The sequence below is a fragment of the Actinomadura syzygii genome (genome assembly GCF_008085905.1).
Taxonomy (GTDB): domain Bacteria; phylum Actinomycetota; class Actinomycetes; order Streptosporangiales; family Streptosporangiaceae; genus Spirillospora; species Spirillospora syzygii.
Genome location: NZ_VSFF01000005.1, coordinates 275,127 through 298,327, shown reverse-complemented (window position 1 = coordinate 298,327; position 23,201 = coordinate 275,127). Strand labels below are relative to the sequence as shown.

At 70.4% G+C, this 23,201-nt stretch carries 22 protein-coding genes; 6 read left to right on the top strand and 16 right to left on the bottom strand.

The genetic code is table 11. The features are described from left to right. Positions 1 to 499: 499 nt before the first annotated feature. Both FXF65_RS14020 and FXF65_RS14015 read right to left on the bottom strand, forming a co-directional pair. Positions 500 to 943: an ATP-binding protein gene (locus tag FXF65_RS14020; protein ID WP_148350344.1), complete on the bottom strand. Its 444-nt coding sequence runs from the start codon at positions 941 to 943 to the stop codon at positions 500 to 502. Between the two features lie 18 nt (positions 944 to 961). After that, on the bottom strand, positions 962 to 1,315 hold the full coding sequence (locus tag FXF65_RS14015) for an STAS domain-containing protein (RefSeq protein ID WP_021597910.1): 354 nt from the start codon (positions 1,313 to 1,315) through the stop codon (positions 962 to 964). Between the two features lie 250 nt (positions 1,316 to 1,565). Here FXF65_RS14015 and FXF65_RS14010 point away from each other — a divergent pair, with 250 nt between their 5' ends. Then, positions 1,566 to 3,881, top strand: a complete 2,316-nt coding sequence (locus tag FXF65_RS14010; protein WP_148350343.1) for a DEAD/DEAH box helicase — start codon at positions 1,566 to 1,568, stop codon at positions 3,879 to 3,881. A gap of 92 nt (positions 3,882 to 3,973) precedes the next feature. Here the strand turns inward: FXF65_RS14010 and FXF65_RS14005 are convergent, their stop codons facing one another. The 11 genes from FXF65_RS14005 to FXF65_RS13955 all read right to left on the bottom strand — a co-directional run bounded on the left by FXF65_RS14005 (position 3,974) and on the right by FXF65_RS13955 (position 14,668). Then, on the bottom strand, positions 3,974 to 4,348 hold the full coding sequence (locus FXF65_RS14005; protein WP_187412279.1) for a hypothetical protein: 375 nt from the start codon (positions 4,346 to 4,348) through the stop codon (positions 3,974 to 3,976). 412 nt (positions 4,349 to 4,760) lie between these two features. Continuing rightward, positions 4,761 to 6,110 carry a hypothetical protein gene (locus FXF65_RS14000; protein WP_148350341.1) on the bottom strand — a complete coding sequence of 450 codons (1,350 nt, stop codon included), beginning with the start codon at positions 6,108 to 6,110 and terminating at the stop codon, positions 4,761 to 4,763. A 185-nt stretch (positions 6,111 to 6,295) separates the two neighbouring features. Next, complete coding sequence (locus FXF65_RS13995; RefSeq protein WP_281288909.1) at positions 6,296 to 6,709, bottom strand: Rv3654c family TadE-like protein; 414 nt, start codon at positions 6,707 to 6,709, stop codon at positions 6,296 to 6,298. 212 nt (positions 6,710 to 6,921) lie between these two features. Continuing rightward, a complete protein-coding gene (locus FXF65_RS13990) occupies positions 6,922 to 7,335 on the bottom strand; it encodes a TadE family type IV pilus minor pilin (RefSeq protein WP_246198612.1) in 414 nt (137 codons plus the stop codon). A gap of 11 nt (positions 7,336 to 7,346) precedes the next feature. Then, positions 7,347 to 7,541, bottom strand: coding sequence for a DUF4244 domain-containing protein (locus FXF65_RS13985; RefSeq protein WP_246198610.1), 195 nt, complete (start codon positions 7,539 to 7,541; stop codon positions 7,347 to 7,349). 93 nt (positions 7,542 to 7,634) lie between these two features. After that, complete coding sequence (locus tag FXF65_RS13980; protein WP_246198608.1) at positions 7,635 to 8,156, bottom strand: type II secretion system F family protein; 522 nt, start codon at positions 8,154 to 8,156, stop codon at positions 7,635 to 7,637. 802 nt (positions 8,157 to 8,958) lie between these two features. Next, the gene (locus FXF65_RS13975) at positions 8,959 to 9,654 is read right to left on the bottom strand and encodes a type II secretion system F family protein (protein WP_148350340.1); all 696 of its coding nucleotides are present in this window, start codon (positions 9,652 to 9,654) and stop codon (positions 8,959 to 8,961) included. Then, a complete protein-coding gene (locus tag FXF65_RS13970; RefSeq protein WP_148350339.1) occupies positions 9,651 to 10,796 on the bottom strand; it encodes a TadA family conjugal transfer-associated ATPase in 1,146 nt (381 codons plus the stop codon). Before FXF65_RS13970 ends, FXF65_RS13975 begins: the two co-directional genes overlap by 4 nt. Positions 10,797 to 10,911: 115 nt before the next feature. Further along, positions 10,912 to 11,994, bottom strand: coding sequence for a septum site-determining protein Ssd (ssd, locus tag FXF65_RS13965; RefSeq protein ID WP_148350338.1), 1,083 nt, complete (start codon positions 11,992 to 11,994; stop codon positions 10,912 to 10,914). Between the two features lie 1,180 nt (positions 11,995 to 13,174). After that, on the bottom strand, positions 13,175 to 13,834 hold the full coding sequence (locus FXF65_RS13960) for a pentapeptide repeat-containing protein (protein ID WP_246198606.1): 660 nt from the start codon (positions 13,832 to 13,834) through the stop codon (positions 13,175 to 13,177). Positions 13,835 to 13,876: 42 nt separating this feature from the next. Then, on the bottom strand, positions 13,877 to 14,668 hold the full coding sequence (locus FXF65_RS13955; RefSeq protein WP_148350337.1) for a Fic family protein: 792 nt from the start codon (positions 14,666 to 14,668) through the stop codon (positions 13,877 to 13,879). A gap of 352 nt (positions 14,669 to 15,020) precedes the next feature. On the opposite strand from FXF65_RS13955, the gene acs reads away from it, so the two are divergent. From acs to FXF65_RS13930, 5 genes are all read left to right on the top strand, one after another. Continuing rightward, positions 15,021 to 16,988, top strand: a complete 1,968-nt coding sequence (gene acs, locus FXF65_RS13950) for an acetate--CoA ligase (RefSeq protein WP_148350336.1) — start codon at positions 15,021 to 15,023, stop codon at positions 16,986 to 16,988. A 202-nt stretch (positions 16,989 to 17,190) separates the two neighbouring features. Beyond that, complete coding sequence (gene nhaA, locus FXF65_RS13945; protein ID WP_246198604.1) at positions 17,191 to 18,438, top strand: Na+/H+ antiporter NhaA; 1,248 nt, start codon at positions 17,191 to 17,193, stop codon at positions 18,436 to 18,438. A gap of 4 nt (positions 18,439 to 18,442) precedes the next feature. Then, a complete protein-coding gene (locus FXF65_RS13940) occupies positions 18,443 to 18,877 on the top strand; it encodes a phage holin family protein (RefSeq protein ID WP_148350335.1) in 435 nt (144 codons plus the stop codon). 8 nt (positions 18,878 to 18,885) lie between these two features. Then, positions 18,886 to 19,809 (top strand): alpha/beta fold hydrolase, encoded by a 924-nt coding sequence (locus FXF65_RS13935; RefSeq protein ID WP_148350334.1) that lies wholly within the window; start codon positions 18,886 to 18,888, stop codon positions 19,807 to 19,809. A gap of 34 nt (positions 19,810 to 19,843) precedes the next feature. Then, positions 19,844 to 20,296 (top strand): DUF309 domain-containing protein, encoded by a 453-nt coding sequence (locus tag FXF65_RS13930; protein ID WP_148350333.1) that lies wholly within the window; start codon positions 19,844 to 19,846, stop codon positions 20,294 to 20,296. Between the two features lies 1 nt (position 20,297). On the opposite strand, the gene FXF65_RS13925 is transcribed toward FXF65_RS13930, so the two are convergent. The 3 genes from FXF65_RS13925 to nth all read right to left on the bottom strand — a co-directional run bounded on the left by FXF65_RS13925 (position 20,298) and on the right by nth (position 23,104). Then, complete coding sequence (locus tag FXF65_RS13925) at positions 20,298 to 21,494, bottom strand: MarP family serine protease (protein ID WP_187412278.1); 1,197 nt, start codon at positions 21,492 to 21,494, stop codon at positions 20,298 to 20,300. A 178-nt stretch (positions 21,495 to 21,672) separates the two neighbouring features. After that, positions 21,673 to 22,233 (bottom strand): NUDIX hydrolase, encoded by a 561-nt coding sequence (locus FXF65_RS13920; protein WP_148350332.1) that lies wholly within the window; start codon positions 22,231 to 22,233, stop codon positions 21,673 to 21,675. A 130-nt stretch (positions 22,234 to 22,363) separates the two neighbouring features. Beyond that, positions 22,364 to 23,104 (bottom strand): endonuclease III, encoded by a 741-nt coding sequence (gene nth, locus FXF65_RS13915; RefSeq protein WP_148350331.1) that lies wholly within the window; start codon positions 23,102 to 23,104, stop codon positions 22,364 to 22,366. Between the last annotated feature and the right edge of the window lie 97 nt (positions 23,105 to 23,201).

The following is a 23,201-nucleotide window of genomic DNA, read 5'->3' as shown; positions in this document are numbered from 1 at the left end:
GCCACCCTGCCGCGCTCAAGCGGCAGCGGGCGCATCAGCGGAGTCGCTGGCGTCTCCATTAAAGCTAGGCTTTAACACGAAATATGTCTAGACCCAAATCGACGAAACTTAGATCAACTACACGAGATTCTCACACCTGGCCCCTCACCCGCCCCACCGGCCCCGCACCGGACGCCCGTCCGACACGCCGAAACGACCTGCTACCGGGCGGTCATCAGGCCGTGAGCACGAGGGCGGGCGAGCGGCGCGAGACGCCATCTGACGGACGGTCGCCTCGCGACGAGAGCAAGCACGAGGCAGACGATCAGCCCGCAGCGGGAGCTTGCGTGTGCCGGGCGACCAACTCGCGACACACCATCGCCATGCTGCGGGCCGTCAGCTTTGGCGGGAGCAGGCATGTGGCGTGGGGGCGGCGAAGGCCCAGTCTGGGCAGGAGGCCCGCTGGGACGAGTGAAGGCCCCGCCAAGGCGGGGCCTTCGGGTGGTGCGGTGAGCGCGCGTCAGATGGTCGCCTCGGCCTCGGCCGGCCAGCTCATCCGTATCTGGACCCCCTTGGGCGTGGCGGCGATCTCGACATCGTCCGCCAGGCCGGCGATGACGGCCAGTCCCAGTTCGGCGGTGCCCTCGCCGCCGAGGCCGAAATCGAACTCGTCCGCGTCCGGGGCCGTCGGCAGGCCCCCCGCCGCGTCGTCCCCGGGGACGGTGTCGCTGACGGTCACCTCGAAGCGGCGGTCGGCGCCGCTCAGCTCAAGGCGGACGGGCTCGTCCGGGCAGTGCCTGCGGTGCGCTTCCACGGCGCGCGAGCACGCCTCGCCGACCGCGAGCCTGACCTCGTCCAGCAGGGCCTCGGCGACACCGCTGCGGCGGGCCACGGCGGTCACGATCAGCCTGGCGGTCCGGACGTGGACGGGCAGCGCGCTGAAGGACAGTTCAACGATCGCCATCTCAGCTACAAGCCGCCCCTACTTGGCGCCCTTGCGCTTCTCCTCGGCTTCGGCGATCGAGTCGTGGATGCCGAAGACCTTGGTCAACCCGGTGATCCGGAAGATCTTGAGGATGCGCTCCTGGGTGCACACCAGTTCCAGCGACCCGTCGTGGGCGCGCACCCGCTTCAACCCGCCGACGAGGACGCCGAGACCGGTCGAGTCCAGGAACTCGACCTTCTCCATGTCCACGAGCAGGTGGAATTTGCCCTTGTTGACCAGGTCGATGAGCTTCTCGCGTAGCTTCGGCGCCGTGTAGACGTCGATCTCGCCTTCCACGTTGATGACGGTGAGGCCATCGTCGGTGGTGTAGTCGTTCACCTTCAGGTCCACAGATCCTCCAGCGCGCCGTGCAGCACAATCTGATCTCGCCTTCCGAGCCTCCGGGAGGTGGTCCGGACGGCGAGACTTCGCCGTGATTCAACCACGCTCCGGCACCGTCCACGTGGGTATTCGTCCACACGGGCGAAAGTTCGCGCCGTCCCATCTGACCTGCTGCTCCAGGGGTCAGGGCAGGGGGAACGGGCCCTCCGGCGCCGGGGCGTTCCCGTTGTTTTGCCCCGGCTGGCAAACTGAAAACCTCATGGGCGCCCAAAGATCCTCAACCCCTCTCGACCGCCTCCTCGCCGACCCCACGCGGCGCGAACGCATCACTCATATCGAGCGCGTTCCCGCACGTCAGGGCCGTCGCGCGGAGTGGCCCGCCTGGTCACCGCCGGTCCTGCTGGAACGGCTGGCCGCGGCCGGCATCGAGGCCCCCTGGGAACACCAGGCCGCCGCGGCCGAACACGCCCATGCGGGACGCTCTGTGATCATCGCCACAGGCACCGCGTCCGGGAAATCGCTCGCCTACCTGCTGCCCGGCATCGCGGCGATCTATGCGGGGGAGGAGAATCCTCGCCACGAGGGAACGATTCTCTACCTCTCCCCGACCAAGGCCCTGGCGGCGGACCAGCTCCGCGCGCTCCGCTCCCTGCACCTCACGCGCCTGCGCGCCGCGACCTACGACGGTGACACGCCCCAGGACGAACGGACATGGGTCAGGCAGCACGCCAACTACGTCCTGACCAACCCGGACATGCTCCACCGTTCGATCCTGCCGAGCCACTCACGCTGGTCGTCTTTCCTACGCCGACTTCGCTATGTGGTCGTGGACGAGGCCCATGGCTACCGCGGTGTGTTCGGATCGCATGTCGCGCACGTCCTGCGCCGGTTGCGCCGCATCTGCGCCCGCTACCACGCGAACCCGACCTTTGTACTCGCGTCTGCGACGACATCAGAGCCCGCTAGCGCCGCGTCCCGTCTCACTGGGCTGGACGTCGTAGCGGTGGACGACGATGCCTCACCGCGTGGGCCCGCGACGTTCGCGCTCTGGGAGCCACCTCTTACGGAGTTGCGCGGAGAACATGGTGCGCCCGTGCGACGCACCGCCACGGCGGAAGCCGGTGACCTCCTGGCCGACCTCGTCGTAGAGGGCGTTCAGACGCTCGCGTTCGTCCGCTCTAGGCGCGGGGCAGAGTCGGTGGCACTCGGGGCCAAGCGTGCGCTGCACGAGGTCGTTCCCGCTCTGGCGGAACAGGTCGCCGCCTATCGCGCCGGTTACCTCCCCGAGGAGCGACGCGAGTTGGAGGCCGCGCTGCGCGATCGCTCGATCGTCGGCCTGGCGACCACGAACGCCCTCGAACTGGGTGTGGACGTCTCCGGGCTCGACGCCGTCCTCGTCTGCGGCTGGCCCGGCACGCGCGCGTCGCTCTGGCAGCAGGCCGGACGCGCCGGACGTTCCGGACAGGCGTCCCTCTCCGTGCTGCTCGCCCGCGACGACCCGCTCGACACGTTCCTCGTCCACCACCCGGACGCGATCTTCGGTACGCCGGTCGAGGCCACCGTCCTCGACCCGGACAACCCGTACGTCCTGGAACCTCACCTTTGCTCTGCCGCGTCCGAGCTGCCGCTCACCGAGGACGACCTCCCGCTGTTCGGCCCGGCCACCGAGGACCTCCTGCCCGACCTCGTCCGGCGCGGGTTCCTGCGCCGCCGTCCCGCCGGCTGGTACTGGACGCGCCGCGAACGGGCCGCCGACCTCGCCGACATCCGGGGCGCGGGCGGCGCGCCGATCCAGGTCGTCGAGATGGGCACCGGACGGTTGCTCGGCACGGTCGACGAGGCGTCGGCGCACACGACCGTCCACGAAGGCGCGGTCTACATCCACCAGGGCAACTCCTTCATCGTCCAGACCCTGGACTTGGACGACTCCGTCGCCCTGGTCGAATCGGCCGACCCGGACTACTCGACCACAGCCCGCGACGTCACCGACATCAGCATCGTGGAACGGTTGCGCACCGCGTCCTGGGGCGAGGCCACGCTCTGCTACGGCACGGTCGAAGTGACCCGCCAGGTCGTCGCCTACCAGATGCGCCGCCTGCAAACGGGCGAGATGCTCGGCGAGAAGCCCCTGGACCTCCCCGCCCGCACCCTCCGCACCCGCGCCGTCTGGTGGACGCTCTCCGACGCGCAGATCTCCGGCCTGGACGACGACGACCTCGACCTGGCCGGTGCCGCTCACGCCGCCGAGCACGCCTCAATCGGGCTGCTCCCCCTGTTCGCGACGTGCGACCGGTGGGACATCGGGGGCGTGTCCACGGCCGTCCACCCGGACACCGGGCTCCTCACCGTCTTCGTGTACGACGGGCACGAGGGCGGGGCCGGTTTCGCCGAGCGCGGTTACGCGGACGCGGCCTCCTGGCTGGACGCGACCCGCGACGCGATCGCATCCTGCGAATGCGAGTCCGGCTGCCCGTCCTGCATCCAGTCACCAAAGTGCGGAAACGGCAACGACCCACTGGACAAACAAGGAGCCCTAACCCTCCTCGCCGTCCTCCTGGCAGACGCCCCCAACTAAACGCAACATCCCGCTGGAGCCGCGCTCGCCTAGACGCAACGTTCTGCTGTTAGACGCCTTAGCCAGGCGCGAGGTCCTGTTGGCGGACGGGCCTAGCTGGGCGCGACTCGCTGTGCCGGGACGGGGGCGGGCTGGTCGTCCCGGCCGCGCCGGGCCTGGGCGAGCGCCTGCTGCAGCCTCCGCCGCTCCATCTCCAGCGTCTGCAGGGACTCGGCGTGCTCGTCCCGCAGGTCCCGCAGCTCCCGCCGCATGCCCATGGACCGCCTGAACCCGAGTGCCACGACCATCAGGCCCGCCATGAACACGATCGCGATGATCGCGCCGGCCATGAAGACGTGCCACTGTTCGGTGATCCCCGGAACCTCGTCCCCGAACACGGTCACGTGGGCTTGGCCTGTGTTGTCCAGCACCACCACGACACCGGCCGCGGCGGCCGCGAACAGGACGAACAGTCCCAAGAAGATCATGCGGAGGGTCTCCTCTCCAACGGGCCCACACTTCCCGGGACAGGACGGGACCGAAGCTTCGGACGAAGGACGCGCAACGCCGGACCAACCGGGGCGATCCGACTGGCAAGGCAGCCTAGACCCCCGCCCAACCCCTCGCCAGCCCTCACCGTCCAGTACCGGATCGCCCACCACACCCCGAAAACACGCCCAACCCCGCAGACAGAATCCCTGGCCTGCAACAACAAACTCAGACCCACCCGCCACACCGCTCAACAAGACGCAACGGGCGGGTGGCCGGGGTAGAGGCGGCACACCGGATTGGGGCGATGCCCCCGCCCCCTTCTGCACGCGAACCGGATGCCACGACACCAGAGGGCATGCGGCAGATAGACCGTTCTGGGACGTCGTCGCCTGTGTAATTCGGTGTGGGTTACTTGCGGCGGTGGGCTCGTTTGGATCTTGTGCTGGGGCCGGACTTGGCTAGGCGAACGTTCACGCCGCCGGAGCGCTTGCCCAGTGTCGCGGGACGGCGAGCAGCGCCCGCTACCTTGCCGGCCGCTGCGGCGTCGACGAGAGTCGCGGTGCCGGAGGCCGGAGTGCTTTCGTTCTCACGGCGCTTCTCGGGCTTCTCGGGCTCGTCAGCCTTCTCGGACTCGCCGGACTCGCTGGGCCTGTCGGACTTGTCGGGCTTGTCGATGAGGGGCATGACGGGGGCCGTCTTGGCGCGGGCTTCGGCACGGGCGATCTGCTCGCGTGCCCGTCGGACGCGCTTGCGGCCGGTTCCGCCGCGCGCGAGGCGGGCGGCGGTGCCCTTGCTGCTCGTCCCGGCCTGGGCCACGCGCAGCCGCCGCGTCCAGGTTCCGAGGTGGGCGGCGGCGATCAGCAGGACCAGCGCGATGCCGACGCTCTTGCCCCATTGCAGGCGGTCGGTGGCAGCGACGTTCTGCGTCCTCGGCGATTCGGTGGCGATCTCGGGCGCGGGGTAGGCGATGCCGGGCGTCGCCCCGTTCGGCCGGACGGACGGCAGGGTCACCGGCGAGTCGCCATTGAACGGCGTCAGCGGTGCTCCGGTGCCCGGCACCCCCGAACCCGAGGGCAGGGACGGCGCGCTGCCTTCGGGCAGGCTCGCGGGTCCGCCGCCGACCAGGGCACTCGCGCTGGCGGCGCCGGAGTACAGCGAGCCGCCCGTACCGGTGGAGCGCCGTGCCCGGACGCCGACGGAGACCGGTCCGCTCGACCTGGTCACCGACAGGCTGGCGGAGCAACTCGTCCCCTTGCAGAGCGAGCCGATCGAACCGGACGTGGACTTCACCCCGGAGCCTGAAAGCGCGTAGCCGGTGAGGTCGTCCTCCAGGCCGCGGTTCCAGCTCACGACGAGTTTGCTGCCGGACGCCTGCGCGGACACTCCGGCGGGTGCGGCCGGTGCGATGCGCACGGTGAACGTGTTGGAGTCGTAGATGTGGCTGGTCTGCTTGCCCTTCAGGTAGACCCTGTAGGTGCCGTTGCGGCTGATCGGGAACGTCCCGGACAGGTCGCCGACAAGGCCCTTCTCCTGCAAGACCGTGCTGCCGATTCCAGGACCGTCGACCCACAGCTGCATCGTGAGCGCGAAGTCGAAGTGCGCCTTGGCGGTCAGCTCTGACCCGCTGGTGATGACCGAGCCGCTCGCCGGGGTGATGACGCTCGTCGAGGCCGCCTGCGCGGGCATGGCGAGCAGGGGGAGGCTCATCGCAAGGGGTGCGGCGATTGCTACTGCACCGATCCTGCGAATGGTGGTCACGGCCTCACTCCTTCGACAGCGTCCTGCTCGTCTCATCCCGCCGGGGACCTCGCGGGACACAGCGTGCCGAGTGATGACTACGGGCTCACGGCAGCGTAACGTACTGCCGAGTAGCAAAAGTCACAGGACGATGACAAAGATGCGGGTGTCCTCATCCTCCGCACCCCCTCCCGTCCTATTGACACTCAGTGCAACGAGCTTCGTCGCGCCAGGCTACGCCGTTCGGACCCCGTAGGACCAGCCCTCGCGCGCGATACGACACTCACCCCTCCGATCCCCATGGGCACCCGCATGTCCGCCGTCACCGAGACCTCCACGATTTCTCCTCTCACCTGACACCGCGTCAACCGCGTCCGGTACTCGGCCGCGATGCTCTTCGCCCTGCCGCACGCGACGCCCGTGCCTTCTACCGCCTTGGCTGCTCCGGCCAGCGCGGCCAGGTCGGCCGCCGCGTCCGCGCGATGCCGGACGCCACGCACCCCGCCGACCGCCACCGCCGCCACTCCGCAGACCCAGATGACGGCCGCGAACGCGAGCACCCAGACCGTCCCTGATCCTCGGTCCGACCGAAGCGCGACCCGCCGAACACCCCGTCTCACCACCCGCCTCCTTCCCCTCACTCCGTCCACCCCCTTCGCTCCGCTTACTCCGTCCACCCCCTTCACTCCGCACGCTCAGCCCGCTCCCTTCATCCGTACACATCCCTCACTCCGCTCGCTCCGCCCGCTCCTCTCACTCGGCCCGCTCCCCTTATCCGCACACTCCGCCTGGTCCCCTCATCCGCCCGATCCCCTCACTCCACTCGCTCCGGCTATCGGATGGACGGGATTGGTTGGGGCTTCGGATGGACGGGGTTGGTTGGGGTTGTGGGCAGAGGGGCCTCGTTCGCGTTGGGTTCGGTAACTGGTTCTGTGGCGGCGACGGCGTGCGCGTGGACGGTCAATGTCGCCAGCCCAGCCGCCGCAGGCGGCTTGACGGACGCGGAGACGTCCACCCGGACAGTGGCCTGATCGCGGCTTACGTGCACAGTCGCTCCCTCCGGGACGGCCTTCACCACGAGTTCGCGCACCGCGTCCAGGGACTCGCCTCTCGCCGCGGCGCGGGCGCCGGTTCGCGCGGCGTCCGTGCAGGTGAGCTGGACGGAGGCGAGCGCCAAGCCCCACAGCGCGATCGCCGTGATCAGGACCAGGCTGGGGAGGGCCACGGCGACCTCCGCCGTGACCATTCCGCGGTCCCTCAGCCGTCGATCCGCAGGGCCCTCTCGACGACATGTAAGAGCAGGCCCTTCACCTTGGTGCTGGTCACGATCTCGAACAGCCCGCCAGCGAGCGCTGTGGCCGCGAGCGTGCCGACCGCGTATTCGGCGGTGGTCATCCCCCGGTCTTTGCACGTCCCGATCCATCGCCGCACCGCCATCCATTTGGCCCTCATGCGGGCTCCTTTCGCTCGTCGTTCTCTTCCAGGCTGCTGCGCGGACGACCCGGGCGACCGGAGAACGTCCGCCTGTGGATAACTCGGGACTCGTCATGGCGCGAGGATCGTCAGGGCGATCCCGGCGACGGCCGGGACGACGCTGAGCAGGACGAAGGCGGGCAGGAAGCACAGGCCCAGTGGCGCGAGCGAATGGATGCCCGCCGCCCGGGCCCTGGCCGCAGCCGCCGAGCGCGCCGTACGCCGTTGGTCCTGCGCAAGGCGGCTCAGCGTCGGCGCGAGCGCCGCACCGGTCGACGACGCTCGGACCGCAGCTCGGGCGAGGGGCGCGAGCATCGGTTCCTTCGCGAGGGCCAGCCACGCGGCGGCGGGATCGGCTCCCAGTTGGATCTGGACGGAGACGGTTCGCAGCTCGTCCCCGAGCGGGCCGCCCACCGCGTCCGCGACCGCGGCGACCGCCTCGTGCCAGGGGGCGCCGCCGCGCAGGCATGCGGCGAGAAGGTCCACCACCACGGGGAGGTCGGCGACGAGACGCGCCTGCCTGCGTTTCCGCTCGGCGTTTCCCAGGCGATTGAACGAGAGCCACACGGCGACCGCGGCCAGGACTCCGAGCACCACACCCGCCGTGCCGCCGAAGGTCAGCAGACAGAACGCCCCTGCCGCTCCCGCTGCGGCGCGCCGTAGAAGGATGTCGCGCCGTCGCGTCGCGTCCGACCGCCTGTCGGCCGCACGATGCCGCCCCTCGCCCGCCTGTTCGGGGTGATGCCCGGCCTCGCCCGGTTCGGTTGCCGGTCCCAACGCAGGCCGATGTGTGTCCGTCTGGCTAGGACGGGGCACTCGGCCGCGACTGTGAAGTCCTCGGGTGCGTGGGCCGGGCTCGTTCGGTCGTCGATTCGTGGGCTCGTCGGCACGGTTGCGGCTTCGGCGCTTCACAGGGGCGTGAAGCCACGTTGTGAGGCCCGGACTCTTGCGCGACCGGCCACCCCCGGGACCCTGGTCAGGCCACCAGATCACGTGTGCTCCCCCGGCAGCCGGACTATCCGTTGCTCGTCCGTCCCCGATCCAGATGAATAGGTAGGTCCGGGGCGATTGGCTGATCGGAGGACCGATCTCCTGTGTTGTGGGACAGGGCGCCAGGGAGATCGGGTGGGTTCGCTTTCATGGTCAGGTGGCGATGCATGTTGAAGGGGTGCCAGCCATGCGTCATCACGAGGGTGGTCGGGTGCCTTCGGGCTGAGGGAGTGGGGCGGTCCGTTCTGCTCATGGTTGGCGGGGGCGCGGGGCGGGCCTGGTCTGCGGAGCTTTGTGAGGCGTTGATCGGCGGGGTTGGTGCCTCTGGCCAGGAAGTAGGCCGAGGCCGCTGCGCAGAGGACAGCCATCAATGTCGTCATCTCTTCACCTCGTCTTGTGCGGACGGTCAGTGCGGGAACTCTGCTGATCTGGCCAGGTGGCGCGTCCAGTAGAGGCCGGTCAGGTTGAGGGCGGCGCCTGTGACCAGGCAGGCGAGGCCGGGGAGCGTCCCGCAGAGGAAGGACAGCGGGTGTGCGCCGAGGGCGGCGGCCATCGCCCCGCCGAGTAGAGGGAGCGTCGCAAGCAGGCGGGCTGTCGCACGTGGGGCCGCCAGCTGGACTGCGACGTCCTGCCGTTGGGACTCCTCGTCGCGCAGGGCGATGGCCAGGCCGTCCAGGACGGTGGCCAGTGCCCCGCCGCGTTCGGCGCCCACCCGCCAGCAGGCGGCCAGGAGGCGTAGGCCCTCGGCTCCTGGCCGGTTCGCCAGTTCCGCCAGGTGGTCGAAGGGCGGAGGAGGAAGGTTGAGGAGTTCTTTCGAGACGTCCGGGTCGAGGACGGTGACGGCCGCCGCGAACGCCTCGTCGGGTGTGCGGCCAGCGGCCAGCTCGGCGGCCATCGCGTCGCAGAGTTCGATGACGGACATGCGTCGGCGATGAGGGAGCGTCCTACGGGCCCGAAGCGCCTCGACCCTGGTCTTTACGGAGCTGAACGGCTTGGCGGTTTGGGGCGGGACGAGGCGGTCTAGACGGATGGCGGCCGGGGACGGGGTCAGCAGCATCCAGACCGCGGCGGCCGCGCAGAGCGACGCGAGCGTGGTGCTCATGGTGTGAGCCGGGCGGACAGCAGCTCAGCACCCGGCCCCGAGACCATCTCGCCGGATGGCGTGAACGACACCGCCGGGACGACGCCCACCAGCCCATCGGGCGCCCGGCGCAGGAGACAGATCTCCGCCACCCGGCGGCGGCCACCGGCCGGTTCCCTGACCAGGTGAACCACGACGTCCAGGGCGGCGGACAGCTGGCTGTGCACCGCCTCGCGGGACAGCCCGGCCGCACAGGCCAGCGCTTCCAGGCGGGCCGGAACGTCCGCCGCCTTGTTCGCATGGAGGGTCCCGCATCCACCCTCATGGCCCGTGTTCAAAGCCTGGAGGAGATATACGACTTCCGGGCCTCGGACTTCGCCCACCACCAGGCGGTCGGGGCGCATGCGCAGGGCTTGGCGGACGAGGTCGTTCAAGGTCACACCTCCCGCGCCCTCCATGTTGGGCGGACGTGCCTCCAACCGGACGACATGGGGATGGGACGGTCTCAGCTCCGCCGAGTCTTCGACCAGGACCAGGCGTTCGGCGGAGTTCGCCAGCCCGAGCAAGGAACTCAACATGGTCGTCTTGCCGGTGCCGGTACCACCGGTGATCAAGAAGGCGGCTCTGGACTCGATCAGCGCGGCGAGAAGATCCGCGCCTTCGGGCGGGACGGTGTGGGCCGCGACCAATTCGTCCAGGGTGAAGGCGCGGCGGCGTGGGAGGCGCAGGGAGAGGCACGTGCCGGTCGGGGCGATCGGTGGGAGGACGGCGTGCAGCCGCACCCCGCCCGGGAGGCGGGCGTCGGCGTAGGGGGACGCGTCGTCGAGGCGGCGTCCCGCGGCGGCGGTGAGGCGCTGGGCCAGGCGGCGGACGGACGCCTCGTCCGGAAATCGGAGGGCGGTGCGGACGAGGCCGGAGCCCGCGTCGATCCAGACCTCGTCGGGGCCGTTCACGAGGACGTCGGTGATGTCAGGGGAGCGCAGCAGTGGATCGAGCGGTCCCGCGCCCACGAACTCGGCGCGTAACTCGTCGGCCAGCGCCAGTACCTCGCGGTCGCCGAGGAGCCGTTCCTCCGCCCGGAGCGCGGCGGCGACCAGGCCGGAGGTCGGCTCGCCGCCGAGGTCGGCGAGACGGCCCCGGACCGCGTTGGACAGGCTGCTCACGCGCCCCCGCCTTTCTGGAGGACGAACCCGAGGCCCGTGAAGGGCGGGCGTCCGGAGGCTCGCTTCGCAGCCCAGGGACCGGAGGCGGCGTGTTGGGGCGGGCGGTTCGTAGCGGTCATGCGGCGATCTCCTCTCGGTAGGCGTAGGGCTGGAGGGCCAGGTCGGCGAGGACGCTTGAGCAGAACTCGGCGAGGGGGCCGCGGCGGCAGGCTCGTTCGAGGGCGCCCTCGTCGACGGCGGCGGGCAGGCGGCGGTCGCGTTCGTAGGCGCCCGCGGACGGGATGTCGAGCGCGTGCGCGACCGCGTCGGCCGTAAGCCCGCCCGGCGCCGGGCCCTGGACGACGAGCCGCAGTTCGTCGGTGTCGCGGCGGAGCGAGGCGGCCAGGCCGTCGGCGGCGACGGTCGCGCGGACCTCCGCCGGGACGAGCACGAACGTCAGGTCGGCGGAGCGCAGGGCGGCGCGGCCGACGTCGTCCGGGTAGCGGGGGACGTCCGCGATGACCAGGTCGAAGCCGCGGACGGCCGCGTCCAGCAGCGAACGGGCCGACTCGCCGGAGACCGGGACGGGCGCGCCCCGCCGCCACGACAGCACGGAGAGGTCGCCGGACGACGGCAGCGTCTCGCGGAGCGTCGCGGTGTTGAGGCGGCCGCGCCGGTCGGCGAGGTCGTGCCAGCGGACGCCCTCCTGCTCCTCCAGCCCGAGCATGAGGTCGACGCCGCCGCCAAGCGGGTCGGCGTCCACCAGCAGGGTGCGCAGGCCCTGGCCCGCTGCGGTGAGGCCGAGCGCGGCGGCGAGGACGCTGGCCCCGGCGCCGCCGCGCGAGCCGACGACGCAGAGCGTCGTCGCCCAGCCGCCTTCGGGTTCGCTTGCGGCGGCGAAGGCGTCGACCAGCCAGTCTTCGTGGTCGGGCAGAGCGGCGACGTCCTGCGCGCCCACCTCGACGGCCAGCCGGTACGTCTCGGACGTGGCGGAAGCGGGGGTGACCAGGACGACGCCGGGGCGCCGCTGTAAACCGGCGGACGCCACGGCGCCCGCGATGTCGGCGCCTACAAGTACGAGGGCGGGCCACGTCCAGGCGGCTCTGGCCTCGTCTGCATCGTGGGCGACCTCGGCGTGGGCGTCGGCGGCGGCCGCTAGGCGGAGCAGGCCGTCGGCGAGGGCGGCGTCGCCCGTGACGATCAGTGCCGCGAGGTTCATCGGATGCTCCTTCGACGTTCGGAGACATCCACCTTGCGGCGCGCCGCGTCGGCGATGAAGACGTTGCGCGAACTGTGGATAACTTCGCCGCCCCCCGGCGAACGCCGCCCCCGAACGACCGACCGCGACCGACCGACCGGCGCGGACGACCGGCCGGCGCGGACGACCGGCCGCGACCATCCGCCGCGGCGGCTGCGGGGAGACCGGCCGCGAAGACCGCACGAAAACCCTGGGGAGCGTGCGGAAAGACGGCGGGGGAATCAGCGAGCGACCGGGAGACGGCGGGGCGGTGGCGCCGGAGAGGTCTGCGCCGCCGCCCCGCGTCCCACGATTGGGCGACCCCCGCCGGGGGGGATAGCGGGGGTCGCCATGCGGTCCGGCTCCGGGGGGGTAGAGCCGGGCCGCTTTCCCGAGAAAGACCTGGGGAGTTCGGCTAAGCCGACGCAAGTTCGCTCTATAGCAGAGGCAAACTCACTGACTCCAGTCTAAGCAGATACAACATATGCTGCGCGACCGTTGAGAGTTCGATCGAGTCACAAACTCGCCTAGCAGGTGACGATTTTTCTCACCCACTTGGGACGATCCCCTCAACGCGTACCGGATCGGTGCCGCAAGTTGCCGTCCCGTAACCGACAGGACGCCGCGAACCCATGCACAGTACGTGCATCGGCACGGGCATGCGAGCGTACAGGAGAACTAAAGATCTTTCCTACCCCGGGCGCCGGGATCGGTCCGCGCAAATGAAAACGATCACGGTGCGTGATCGTTTTTGCGACCATTGCCCGGGTTCCGGTTAGTCCGGAATGGCGTAATCCATCCCGCATTGGCCACATTGGACACCCGCGCCCCGCGCGGCGCGGCACTCGCCGACCGGGCCCGCTTTCCGGACAGGGCCTTGTCAACTGGGCAAATAAGGCGTAGGAAGGTCATACGGACCACGTGTCCGAGCACGGCAGCCGGGCACCCACGCGCGACCAGCCGCGGGAGGCGCGTCGAGACGGGCTTGACCCGATCCGACGGATATGAGGTGCACGCTTGGTAACCCGGTGTGACGTGACTGGCGGCGGCGTCCCGGAGGCGGGGCGCCGTTCGCTTTGTGCCGAGCCGAACGTCCCGGGGTTTTCGCGCGGCGGATCCGCCTTCGGCTTGACAGGCGGCTTTGCTCCTGACGAAAGATCGGTTACCGTTCGCGCACGTCCAGTCCCAGAGCGGTCGCGAGCACGACCGCCTGAAACGGATCGATCACGGCGCGCCGCAGTTCCACGGTGCGCGGATCCATCGACGAGATGTCGCTTCCGCGTAGATCACAGCCCGAAAAGTCGGCCTTGTGAAGTGACGCACCCGACAGGTCGACGGAGCGGATCTCGGCTCCGTCGCATCGCGCGCCCGTGAGGTCCGCCTCGCGCATGCGCAGGTCCGTGAACGAGGCCCGGCGCAGGTCGGCCCCCGGCAGACCGGTGAACGACCAATCGCCGCCCTTGACCTTCAACAGGTCGTACGTACAGCGGTCGAACATGCTGCCCAGCAGCTTGCATCCGCTGAAGGTCGCGTCGAAGAAGCCGCAGGCGACGAACGTACAGTTCACGAACGCGGCGTCGGTGTGGGTGGACGCGTTGAACCGCACCCCGCGAAACGTGCAGTCGGTGAAGACCGCGCCGATGCCATGGGCCTCGGTCATGTCGACGTCCATGAACAGGACGGCTTCGTGGTTCTCGCCCGTCAGGTCACGCGAATCCCAGTCGGCGGACGAGATGGTCGTCTTCGTGGGCGCGGCGGGACGTCCGTGCATGCGATCGGCCATTCCCCCAGCATGGACCCCGCCACCGACAAACCCCGCCACCCGCGAACCAGGCCACCCGCGAACCAGGCCACCGGCCAGGACTTAGCCGCGCATGAAGGCTTCGCAGATCGCCTGGGAGTCGCGTGCGGCGGCGGCCACAGCCGCGGAGCAGTGCGCGATCCACTGCGCGACGCCCTCCGACGTGCCCGTCCCGTACGCACGGAGCGCTTCGCCGTAACCCTCGGAGAGTTCCAGGTGCCCGACCTCTGGCGCGACCAGTGACTTGGGGTCGAGCCCACGGGCGACAAGGGTGAGGCGCTCGGCGGCACGGGCGATGAGCCCATCTCCCCATCCGAACGGACGCAACGTCGACAACTCGCCGTGCACAATGGCCGCGACCACCAAAGCGGGCGCTTTCGTTCCACCGGTCAGGAGCCCGCTAAGGGCGTCCAACCGCGCCGCCACCTCGGACGGCGACGGCGGCTCGCCAAGACCCAGCACGTCCTGAACAGGACCGTCGTCCAAGCGCGGACGTCCAAGAGAGGCGGCATCGACCGCGTCCGCCGCCGCGAGGACGTGCATCCGCGCAAGAGCCTGCCGAGGAGCCCTACGCCATGTCTCGGCCAAAGACCCCAACTCGGCGGACACGCGCAAAGAACCCTGAACTACAGGATCAGCAGGGTTATCCGTAGTGCGCAGTTCCTCCAGCGTGACGAAAGAACCTTCCAGGACCGCCGAGGCCCGCGCCCCACGCAGAGCCGACTCCGTCGACACCTCGGCGCTGCGCCGCCGCAGGACGCGGTGGCCGAGCAGCCGGTCCACCGCGGAGCGCGCCTCGTCCACCGCACCGGACACTCCGGGCAGGTTCGCCACATCGGCAAGGGGATCGGTCACGGCCCGACCTTATGCGGTACGCCCGTCCACCCGGACAGCACCCCACACCATCCGGACACCTCCCCACGTGCCCGGACGCATCCCCCGGACAGCAGCCCGGCGCGCTAACCGGAGGCACCGTTCGCATAGACGCGAGACCCTTCGGGCACGTAGAACGTAAGCGGTCCCCCAAGCGGCGGTACACCGGAATCCGCCGTGTCGGGAACATCACACAACACCATCCCGAGCCGTGAGCGCCGGTCGCGTTCGTCATCCACGACACCCCCTGGCCGCGGCCTTGTGGTGACCGGGACCTTCCTGGTGGAGTGGGAATACCGGGCGACCCCACGCTTCAGCTAGCAAGGAGTGAGCGTTGAGCCAGAGCCAAGAGACACTGTCGAACCTTCTGCAGGAGACGCGCCGCTTCCCCCCGCCCGCGGACATCGCCGAGTCGGCCAACGTCAAGGCCGAGGCGTACGAGCAGGCGGCCGCGGACAGTCTCGCCTTCTGGGCGGAGCAGGCGGATCGGCTCTCCTGGACCAAGCGGTGGGATGAAGTCCTGGACTGGAGCAATCCGCCGTTCGCCAAATGGTTCGTCGGCGGTGAGTTGAACGTCGCCTACAACTGCGTCGACCGGCACGTCGAGGCAGGACGCGGAGACAAGGTCGCGTTCCATTGGGAGGGTGAGCCGGGCGACTCCCGTACGCTCACCTACTCCGACCTCCAGCACGAGGTGAACAAGGCTGCGAACGCGCTGCTCGAACTGGGTGTCCGCAAGGGCGACCGGGTCGCGATCTACCTGCCGATGATTCCGGAACTGCCGATCTCGATGCTGGCGTGCGCGCGCATAGGCGCGACCCACTCGGTCGTGTTCGGCGGTTTCTCCGCGGAGGCACTGCGCACCCGCATCGACGACGCGCAGGCCAGGCTCGTCATCACCTCGGACGGCGGGTTCCGGCGCGGCAAGCCGTCCGACCTCAAGGGCATCGTGGACGAGGCCGTCGCGCAGACGCCGTCCATCGAGCACGTCCTCGTCGTACGCCGCACTGGGGAGCAGGTCGCCGAGAACGAACGCGACCTGTGGTGGCACGACGTCGTCGACAGGCAGAGCGACCAGCACACCGCCGAGCCCATGGACTCCGAGCACCCGCTGTACATCCTGTACACCTCCGGGACGACGGGTAAGCCGAAGGGCATCCTGCACACCACCGGCGGCTACCTGACCCAGTGCGCCTACACGCACTGGTCGGTGTTCGACCTGAAGCCCGAGTCGGACGTCTACTGGTGTTCCGCCGACATCGGCTGGGTGACGGGCCACTCCTACATCGTGTACGGGCCGCTCGCCAACGGCGCGACCAGCGTCATCTACGAGGGCACCCCCGACACCCCCGACCGGGGACGCTGGTGGGACGTCATCCAGAAGTACAAGGTGTCCATCTTCTACACCGCGCCCACCGCGATCCGGACGTTCATGAAGTGGGGCGACGACATCCCCGCCCAGTACGACCTGTCGTCCCTGCGCGTGCTCGGGTCGGTCGGCGAGCCGATCAACCCGGAGGCGTACGTCTGGTACCGCAAGCACATCGGCGGCGACCGGACCCCCGTGGTCGACACCTGGTGGCAGACCGAGACCGGCGCGATCATGATCAGCCCGCTGCCGGGCGTCACGGCCGGGAAGCCGGGCGCGGCGATGCGCCCGCTGCCGGGCATCGCGGCGGACGTCGTGGACGACCAGGGCCGGTCCGTCCCGAACGGCGGCGGCGGGTTCATGGTGGTCAGGGAGCCGTGGCCGAGCATGCTCCGGACGATCTGGGGCGACGACGAGCGCTACGTCAAGACGTACTGGTCGCGCTTCGACGGCCTGTACTTCGCGGGCGACGGCGCCAAGCGCGACGAGGACGGCGACATGTGGCTCCTCGGCCGCGTCGACGACGTCATGCTCGTGTCCGGCCACAACATCTCCACGACGGAGGTCGAGTCGGCGCTGGTCTCGCACCCGAAGGTCGCCGAGTCGGCGGTCGTCGGCGCGACGGACCCGGTGACCGGGCAGGCGATCGTCGCGTTCGTCATCCCGCGCGGCGACGCGGGCGGCGACGTCGACGGCGAGGAGTTCCTGCGGGAGCTGCGCGAACACGTCTCGAAGACGCTCGGCCCGATCGCCAAGCCCCGGCAGATCATGATCGTCCCGGAGCTGCCGAAGACCCGCTCCGGCAAGATCATGCGGCGGCTGCTGCGGGACGTGGCGGAGAACCGCAGCATCGGCGACGTCACCACGCTGGCCGACAGCACGGTGATGGACCTGATCTCGGAGAAGCTCCCGAGCGCCAAGTCCGAGGACTGACGACGCGGGTCCCCCCGAAACGGACCCATCGGCCCGCGCCCGGCGCACCCCGCCGGGCGCGGGCCGCGCCGTCCCGGCAGCCAGTCGTTTGGGTAAGGTCTGAGGAGGTGCGCCGGGAAGTCTGGTCGGCAAATGGCCGCTCGCTCGTCTAGAGCGAGCGGGCTTCGACCAGATCGTCCACGGCCTTCCGGGGGTTCTCTGCATGGCGCGCCCACCTGTGCGGCGCCGCGTCGCCGCGACGTGGCCCTTCCGTCCGACCGTCCGCTACGGGACGCAGGTCGCCTCGGCCCTGCGCACCGAGACGATCGGCGGGGTCATCATGCTGCTCGCGGCGGTGGCCGCGCTGGTGTGGGCCAACACGCCCTGGGCGGACGCCTACGAAGACCTCCAGAAATACGAGATCAGCCCGGACTGGCTCAACCTCGGGCACATGGACGTTCAGCACTGGGCGTCCAGCGCGCTGCTCGCCGTGTTCTTCTTCATCGCCGGACTGGAGCTGCGCGAGGAGCTGACGCACGGCGAGCTGCGCAACCCGCGGGACGCGGCGCTGCCCGTGATCGCGGCCGCCGCCGGGGTGGCGGTCCCGGCGCTGGTCTTCCTCGCGGTGAGCGCGGGCGAGCCGGGCGCGGCGCGCGGCTGGGCGGTGCCGACGGCGACGGACATAGCGTTCGCCCTGGCCGTCCTCGCCGTGACGTTCACCTCATGCCCGGCCCCACTGCGAGCGTTCCTGCTGACCCTCGCCGTGGTGGACGACCTCATAGCCATCTCCATCATCGCGCTCTTCTACACGAACGGGCTCACCTATGTGCCGCTCCTCCTGGCAGTGGCGCTGATAGCCCTTTACGGGTGGCTCCAGTACAAGAACGTGAGGTCGCCCTGGATATACGTACCGATCGCGGTACTCGCCTGGTACTTCCTCCAGCGGAGCGGCATCCACGCGACCGTCGCAGGGGTCGCGATGGGAATGCTCACCAGTTCCAAAGAGGCCCCGGACGGACGTCCGACCAACGCCGAACGCGCCGACCACGCCCTGCGACCGTTCTCCGCGGGGGTGGCCGTGCCGGTCTTCGCGTTCCTGTCGGCGGGCGTCGGGCTCGGAGCGTCCCAGCTCGGGGGCGTGCTCGGCGATCGGGTGGCCCTCGGCGTGATCGCCGGGCTCGTGATCGGTAAGTTCGTGGGAGTCCTCGGCGGTGCCTGGGCGGCCGTCCGGCTGGGCCTCGCGACCCTCGGGGAGGATCTGCACTGGCAGGAGATCGCGGGCGTCGCGCTGCTGGCCGGGGTGGGTTTCACCGTTTCGCTGCTGATCGGCGGTTTGGCCTATACCGACCCGTCACAATTCGAGAGAGTGACGACTGCGGTCCTGATCGCGAGCGTTCTCGCCTCGGCGGCCGCCGCCGTCGTCTTCCGGAGAAGGACGCGTCTGCGCGCGTCCGGACTGAAGGAGAGTTAGCGATATGTCCGAGCAACTGCCGGGCGAGGGCGCCGGGGACGACAGGTCCATCGGCGAGCTGGTCGCGCTGGCGTCCAGCAACGTCTCCAACCTGGTCAGGGCGGAGATGGACCTGGCCAAGCTGGAGCTCAAGGCCGACGCCAAGAAGGCGGCGCTCGGCGGCGTGATGTTCACGATCGCCGCGCTGATCGGCGGGCTGATCGTCATCCTGCTGTCGATCTCCCTCGCGTACGGGCTGGTGGCGCTCGGCATCTGGCACTGGGCCGCGTTCCTCATCGTGGCCGGCGTGTACCTGGTGCTCGCCGGGCTGCTGATCCTCATCGGCTATCTCCGGATCCGGAAGATCGACGGGGCGAAGCGGACCCGGCGGACGCTGAAGGACGACCTGTCCGCGCTCCGCCACCGCGGCGACCCGGGCGCCCCCGAGCTGACGGGCTGACCGGCGGCATGTCCGGGCACGACGCGTCCCTCGTCGAGGTGGACGGACCGTGGACCCACCGCCAGATCAGCGCGGGCGGGACGCGGTTCCACGTCGCCGAGGCCGGTGAGGGCCCGCTCGTGCTGCTGCTGCACGGCTTCCCCGAGTTCTGGTGGTCGTGGCACAACCAGCTCGTGTCGCTGCCCGCGGCGGGCTACCGCGCCGCCGCCGTCGACCTGCGCGGCTACGGCGGCAGCGACAAGCCGCCGCGCGGCTACGACCTGATCACCCTCGCCGGGGACGCGGCCGGGCTCGTCCGGGCGCTCGGCGAGGCCAACGCCGTCGTCGCCGGGCACGACTGGGGCGGCCTCCTCGCCTGGACGATGGCCGTCTACCACCCGAAGGTCGTCCAGCGGCTGGCGGTCGTGAGCGCCCCGCACCCGCTGCGGCTGCGGCAGTCGGTCGCGGGCGACCCGCGCGGGCAGGGCTGGGCGGCGCGGCACACGTTCGGGTTCCAGGTGCCGATGTGGCCGGAGCGGCGGCTCGTCCGCGACGACGCGGCGCTCGCCGGGAAGCTCCTGCACGACTGGTCGGCGCCGGGCTGGCCGGACGAGCGCACGGAGCGGCTCGTCCGCCGGGCGGTGCAGATCCCCGGGGCGGCGCACAGCGCGCTCGAATACCACCGCTGGCTGATCAGGTCGCAGGCCCGTCCGGACGGCATCCGCTACGCGCACCGCATGCGCGCACCCATCCGCGTGCCGACGCTCCAGTTGCACGGCGCGCTCGACACGTGCACCCTCCCCGGCAGCGCGCAGGGCTCGGGCCGCTACGTCAGCGCGCCCTACCGCTGGAAGCTGATCGAGGGGGCGGGGCATTTCCCGCACCAGGAACGTCCGGACGTGTTCGACGCGCAGCTCCTCGGCTGGCTGACCGACCCGGAGCCGGAGCACTGAGCCCGACCGCTGAACCTGGGCGTAACGTGGAGGCATGCGGGACCGGGACGAGTCTGGACGCCCACGCAACGCACGGCCGCGCGACGCCTACGGCCGTCCGCTTCCGCATGGCGCGACCGGGATACCGACCATGCCGGACGACATCGACCTCCCTCCAGAGGAAGCCTTGGCCGAAGCCCAGGCCCTCTTGGACGCAGACCGCCCGTTCCACGCGCACGAGGTACTGGAAGCGGCCTGGAAAGCGTCACCGGATGGGGAACGGGAGCTGTGGAGGGGTCTCGCGCAGGTCGCCGTAGGGCTGACCCATCTGCGCCGTGGAAACGCGCGAGGCGCCGAGGCGCTGCTAAGCAGGGCGGCGGAAAGGCTCGTCCCGTACGAGGACGCTCCCCCGCACGGCATCGACGTCCAGGGAATCGTGAAGCAAACCCGCGAACTGGCCGCGAACCCCCACGACGACCCGGTCGAACTCCGCCTGACCAAGCCTTAGCTCAGTCGGAGCATTTCTGCGTCGACACGGGCTCCGTCGCGTTCAGGCCCGCGCGCATGTCAGGGGCGACCTCAGCCGCCGTCAGCGCGTAGCCGGTCGACGGCGAGTCGAGCGCGGCCGCGAAGATGACCCCGTAGACACGGCCGTCCGTGGACAGCAGCGGCCCGCCCGAGTTGCCCGGCTCGACTTTGCCGCGGATGGCGTAGATCTCGCGGTTGACCTGGCCGGAGTGGTAGATGTCCGGGCCGCGGGCCGTCTGCCGGGCGCGGATCCGGGCGGCCTCGGGCCGGAACGGCTGGTTGCGCGGGAACCCGGCGATGATCGCGCTGTCCCGGACGCGGGCCTCCCCGGCGAACTTCAGCGGCGGCACGTCCAGGCCGGGCGCGTACAGGACGGCGACGTCGCGCTTCGGGTCGTACAGGACGACCCGTCCCCGCGCGGTCCGGCCCTTCGCGGACGTGACCAGCGACGCCCCGCGCACCCCGGCGACGACGTGCGCGTTCGTCATGATGCGGTCGGGGGCGAACATGAACCCGGTGCCCTCGATGTGCCGCTGGCACTGCGGCGCGGTGCTGACGATCTTGACGATGCTGGCCTTGGCGGCGCGCAGCCCCCGGGTGTTCAGCACGGACTCGTCCGGCGGCGGGACCTGCACCACCGACTCGCCGCCGAGCCCGTTGAAGACCTGCGGGAACTCGCTGCTCTTCACGAACCCCTGGAACGAGGTGAACCACGTCTGCGCCTGCGGCGGCATCACGTCGTTGATGCCGCCGATGATCGAGGAGCCCTTGACCTGCGTCCGGACCGGCTGGAACTCGGAGTTCGCGACCAGGTTCCCGAAGAACCAGGCGACGACCAGCAGCGACATCGCGCTGACGAAGGTGCCGCCGACCGCGTCGGCGTTGCGGGCGTTCATGCCGGTCACCCGGTTGCGCAGCACCGCGCCGAGGGACGAGGCGACGAGCTGGCCGAGGGTGGCGGTGAGGAACGCGATCACGATGGCGAGGAGGGCCTGCTGCGCGGCGCCGTCGACCACCGCCTCGGCGATCGGCGGCGCGATCAGCACCCCGGCGACGCCGCCGCCGACGAAGCCGACGAAGCTGAGCAGGCTCACGATGAAGCCCTGCCGGTACCCCGAGACCCCGAACAGCACGACGAGCACGAGCAGGATCAGGTCGAGAACGTGGTCGTGCAGCACCGCTTCACCGTATAGGGCCGCGCACCCCGTTAACGTCCCCTCTCTGTACCAGATTCAGGCGCGATGGGTAGCCGCCGAGGATGACGTGCACGCCCTCGCGCGACCGCCCCGCCGGACAATGGCGGGCTGACCTGCGAAGGCGTCGTTCCGGGCTGGCCCTGGCCGGTTCGGGAGGGCGTCAGCGCACCGGCGGCAGGTCTTCGACGCGGTCCTCGTCCCAGGGGCGGTTCCAGCCGCCCGCGTCCAGCACCGTGGTCAGCAGCGCCGCCGTGAACCCCCACACGAGCATGTCGCGGACGCGGAACGCGGGCCCGAGCCGGAGCCCGGACGGGTGCCGGACCATCAGCCGGTTCGCCGGGTCGACCAGCTCCCCGATCGGGACGCGCGCGACCATCGCGACCTCACCCGGATGGCCGGGCGCGATCTCCGACGGCTCCCGCCACCATCCGGCGACCGGCGTGACCAGGTGCTCGCTGTGCCGCAGGTACAGCTCCGGCAGCGTGCACAGGACGTCCACGCCGGCGGGTTCGACGCCCGCCTCCTCCCACGCCTCGCGCAGCGCCGCCGCGACCGGGCCGTCGTCCTCGGGGTCGATCCGGCCGCCGGGGAACGCGGGCTGCCCGGCGTGCTTGTTGAGGGTCGCGGCGCGCTCGGTGAGGAGCACGTCCGGGCCGTCCGGGCCCTCGCCGAAGAGGATCAGGACGGCGGCCGCGCGGGCGCCGTCGACGGGCCGGAACATCGGCGGCACCGGCACCCGGGGGCCTTCGGCTCGGAACCGTTCGAGCCACTGAGGAGAGGTGGGGGCGGTGTGGGTCACGTCCGTCCCAACTCTGGGAGGCTCTCGTTCCTTCCCCCGCCGCGTACAGAGGTCATGAGAAGGGCCCTGGCTTGACGAGCTTCCGCGCCGTCTCCTCGTCGGTCGGGCCCTCGCCGAAGGACGGGCAGAGCCGCGCGACGGGGCACGCCCCGCACGCGGGACGGCGCGCGTGGCAGATCCGGCGTCCGTGCCAGATCAACCTGTGGGAGAGCATCGTCCAGTCTTTGCGTGGGATCAGTTCGCCGATCTCCTGTTCGACCTTCACTGGGTCGTCCTCGGTCGTCCAGCCGAAACGGCGGGCGAGACGGCCGAAGTGGGTGTCGACGGTGATTCCTGGGACGTCGAACGCGTTCCCCAGGACGACGTTGGCCGTCTTACGCCCGACCCCAGGAAGGGTGACGAGGTCTTCCAGCTTCCCTGGGACCTCGCCGTCGAACCGGTCGCGCAGCGCGACGGACAGCCCCATCACCGACTTCGTCTTGGCTCGGAAGAACCCGGTGGGCTTCAGGATCGCCTCGACGTCCTCGGGGTTGGCCGCGGCGAGGTCCTCCGGGGTCGGGTACTTGGCGAACAGCGCGGGCGTGGTCAGGTTCACCCGCATGTCGGTCGTCTGCGCGGACAGCACGGTCGCGACGAGCAATTGGAACGGGGTCGCGAAGTTCAACTCGCAGTGCGCGTCGGGATAGGTCTCGGCGAGCATCCGGTCGATCCGGCGGGCCCGCCGCACCAGCGAGAGCCGGGACTCGTTCTTCCACTTTCCCGCCCGCGCCTTCTTGGACGCCTCCGTCACCATGACGGCCAGCCTAAAGCCTCATCCCGCCCGCCGGTCCCCGCTCGGCGTCGGCGCGTCCGCCTTAAAAAGACGATGGTGTTTGTTTATGTTAGGGTCG

Bases quoted from the DNA above. Each gene is read 5' to 3' on its own strand.
- FXF65_RS14020 (WP_148350344.1), bottom strand. From the start codon at position 943: ATGGCGATCGTTGAACTGTCCTTCAGCGCGCTGCCCGTCCACGTCCGG.
- FXF65_RS14010 (WP_148350343.1), top strand. From the start codon at position 1,566: ATGGGCGCCCAAAGATCCTCAACCCCTCTCGACCGCCTCCTCGCCGAC.
- FXF65_RS14005 (WP_187412279.1), bottom strand. From the start codon at position 4,348: ATGATCTTCTTGGGACTGTTCGTCCTGTTCGCGGCCGCCGCGGCCGGT.
- FXF65_RS13990 (WP_246198612.1), bottom strand. From the start codon at position 7,335: ATGGTCACGGCGGAGGTCGCCGTGGCCCTCCCCAGCCTGGTCCTGATC.
- FXF65_RS13985 (WP_246198610.1), bottom strand. From the start codon at position 7,541: ATGAGGGCCAAATGGATGGCGGTGCGGCGATGGATCGGGACGTGCAAA.
- FXF65_RS13975 (WP_148350340.1), bottom strand. From the start codon at position 9,654: ATGAGCACCACGCTCGCGTCGCTCTGCGCGGCCGCCGCGGTCTGGATG.
- ssd (WP_148350338.1), bottom strand. From the start codon at position 11,994: ATGAACCTCGCGGCACTGATCGTCACGGGCGACGCCGCCCTCGCCGAC.
- nhaA (WP_246198604.1), top strand. From the start codon at position 17,191: ATGGCGCGCCCACCTGTGCGGCGCCGCGTCGCCGCGACGTGGCCCTTC.
- FXF65_RS13940 (WP_148350335.1), top strand. From the start codon at position 18,443: ATGTCCGAGCAACTGCCGGGCGAGGGCGCCGGGGACGACAGGTCCATC.
- FXF65_RS13935 (WP_148350334.1), top strand. From the start codon at position 18,886: ATGTCCGGGCACGACGCGTCCCTCGTCGAGGTGGACGGACCGTGGACC.
- FXF65_RS13930 (WP_148350333.1), top strand. From the start codon at position 19,844: ATGCGGGACCGGGACGAGTCTGGACGCCCACGCAACGCACGGCCGCGC.
- FXF65_RS13920 (WP_148350332.1), bottom strand. From the start codon at position 22,233: ATGTTCCGGCCCGTCGACGGCGCCCGCGCGGCCGCCGTCCTGATCCTC.
- nth (WP_148350331.1), bottom strand. From the start codon at position 23,104: ATGGTGACGGAGGCGTCCAAGAAGGCGCGGGCGGGAAAGTGGAAGAAC.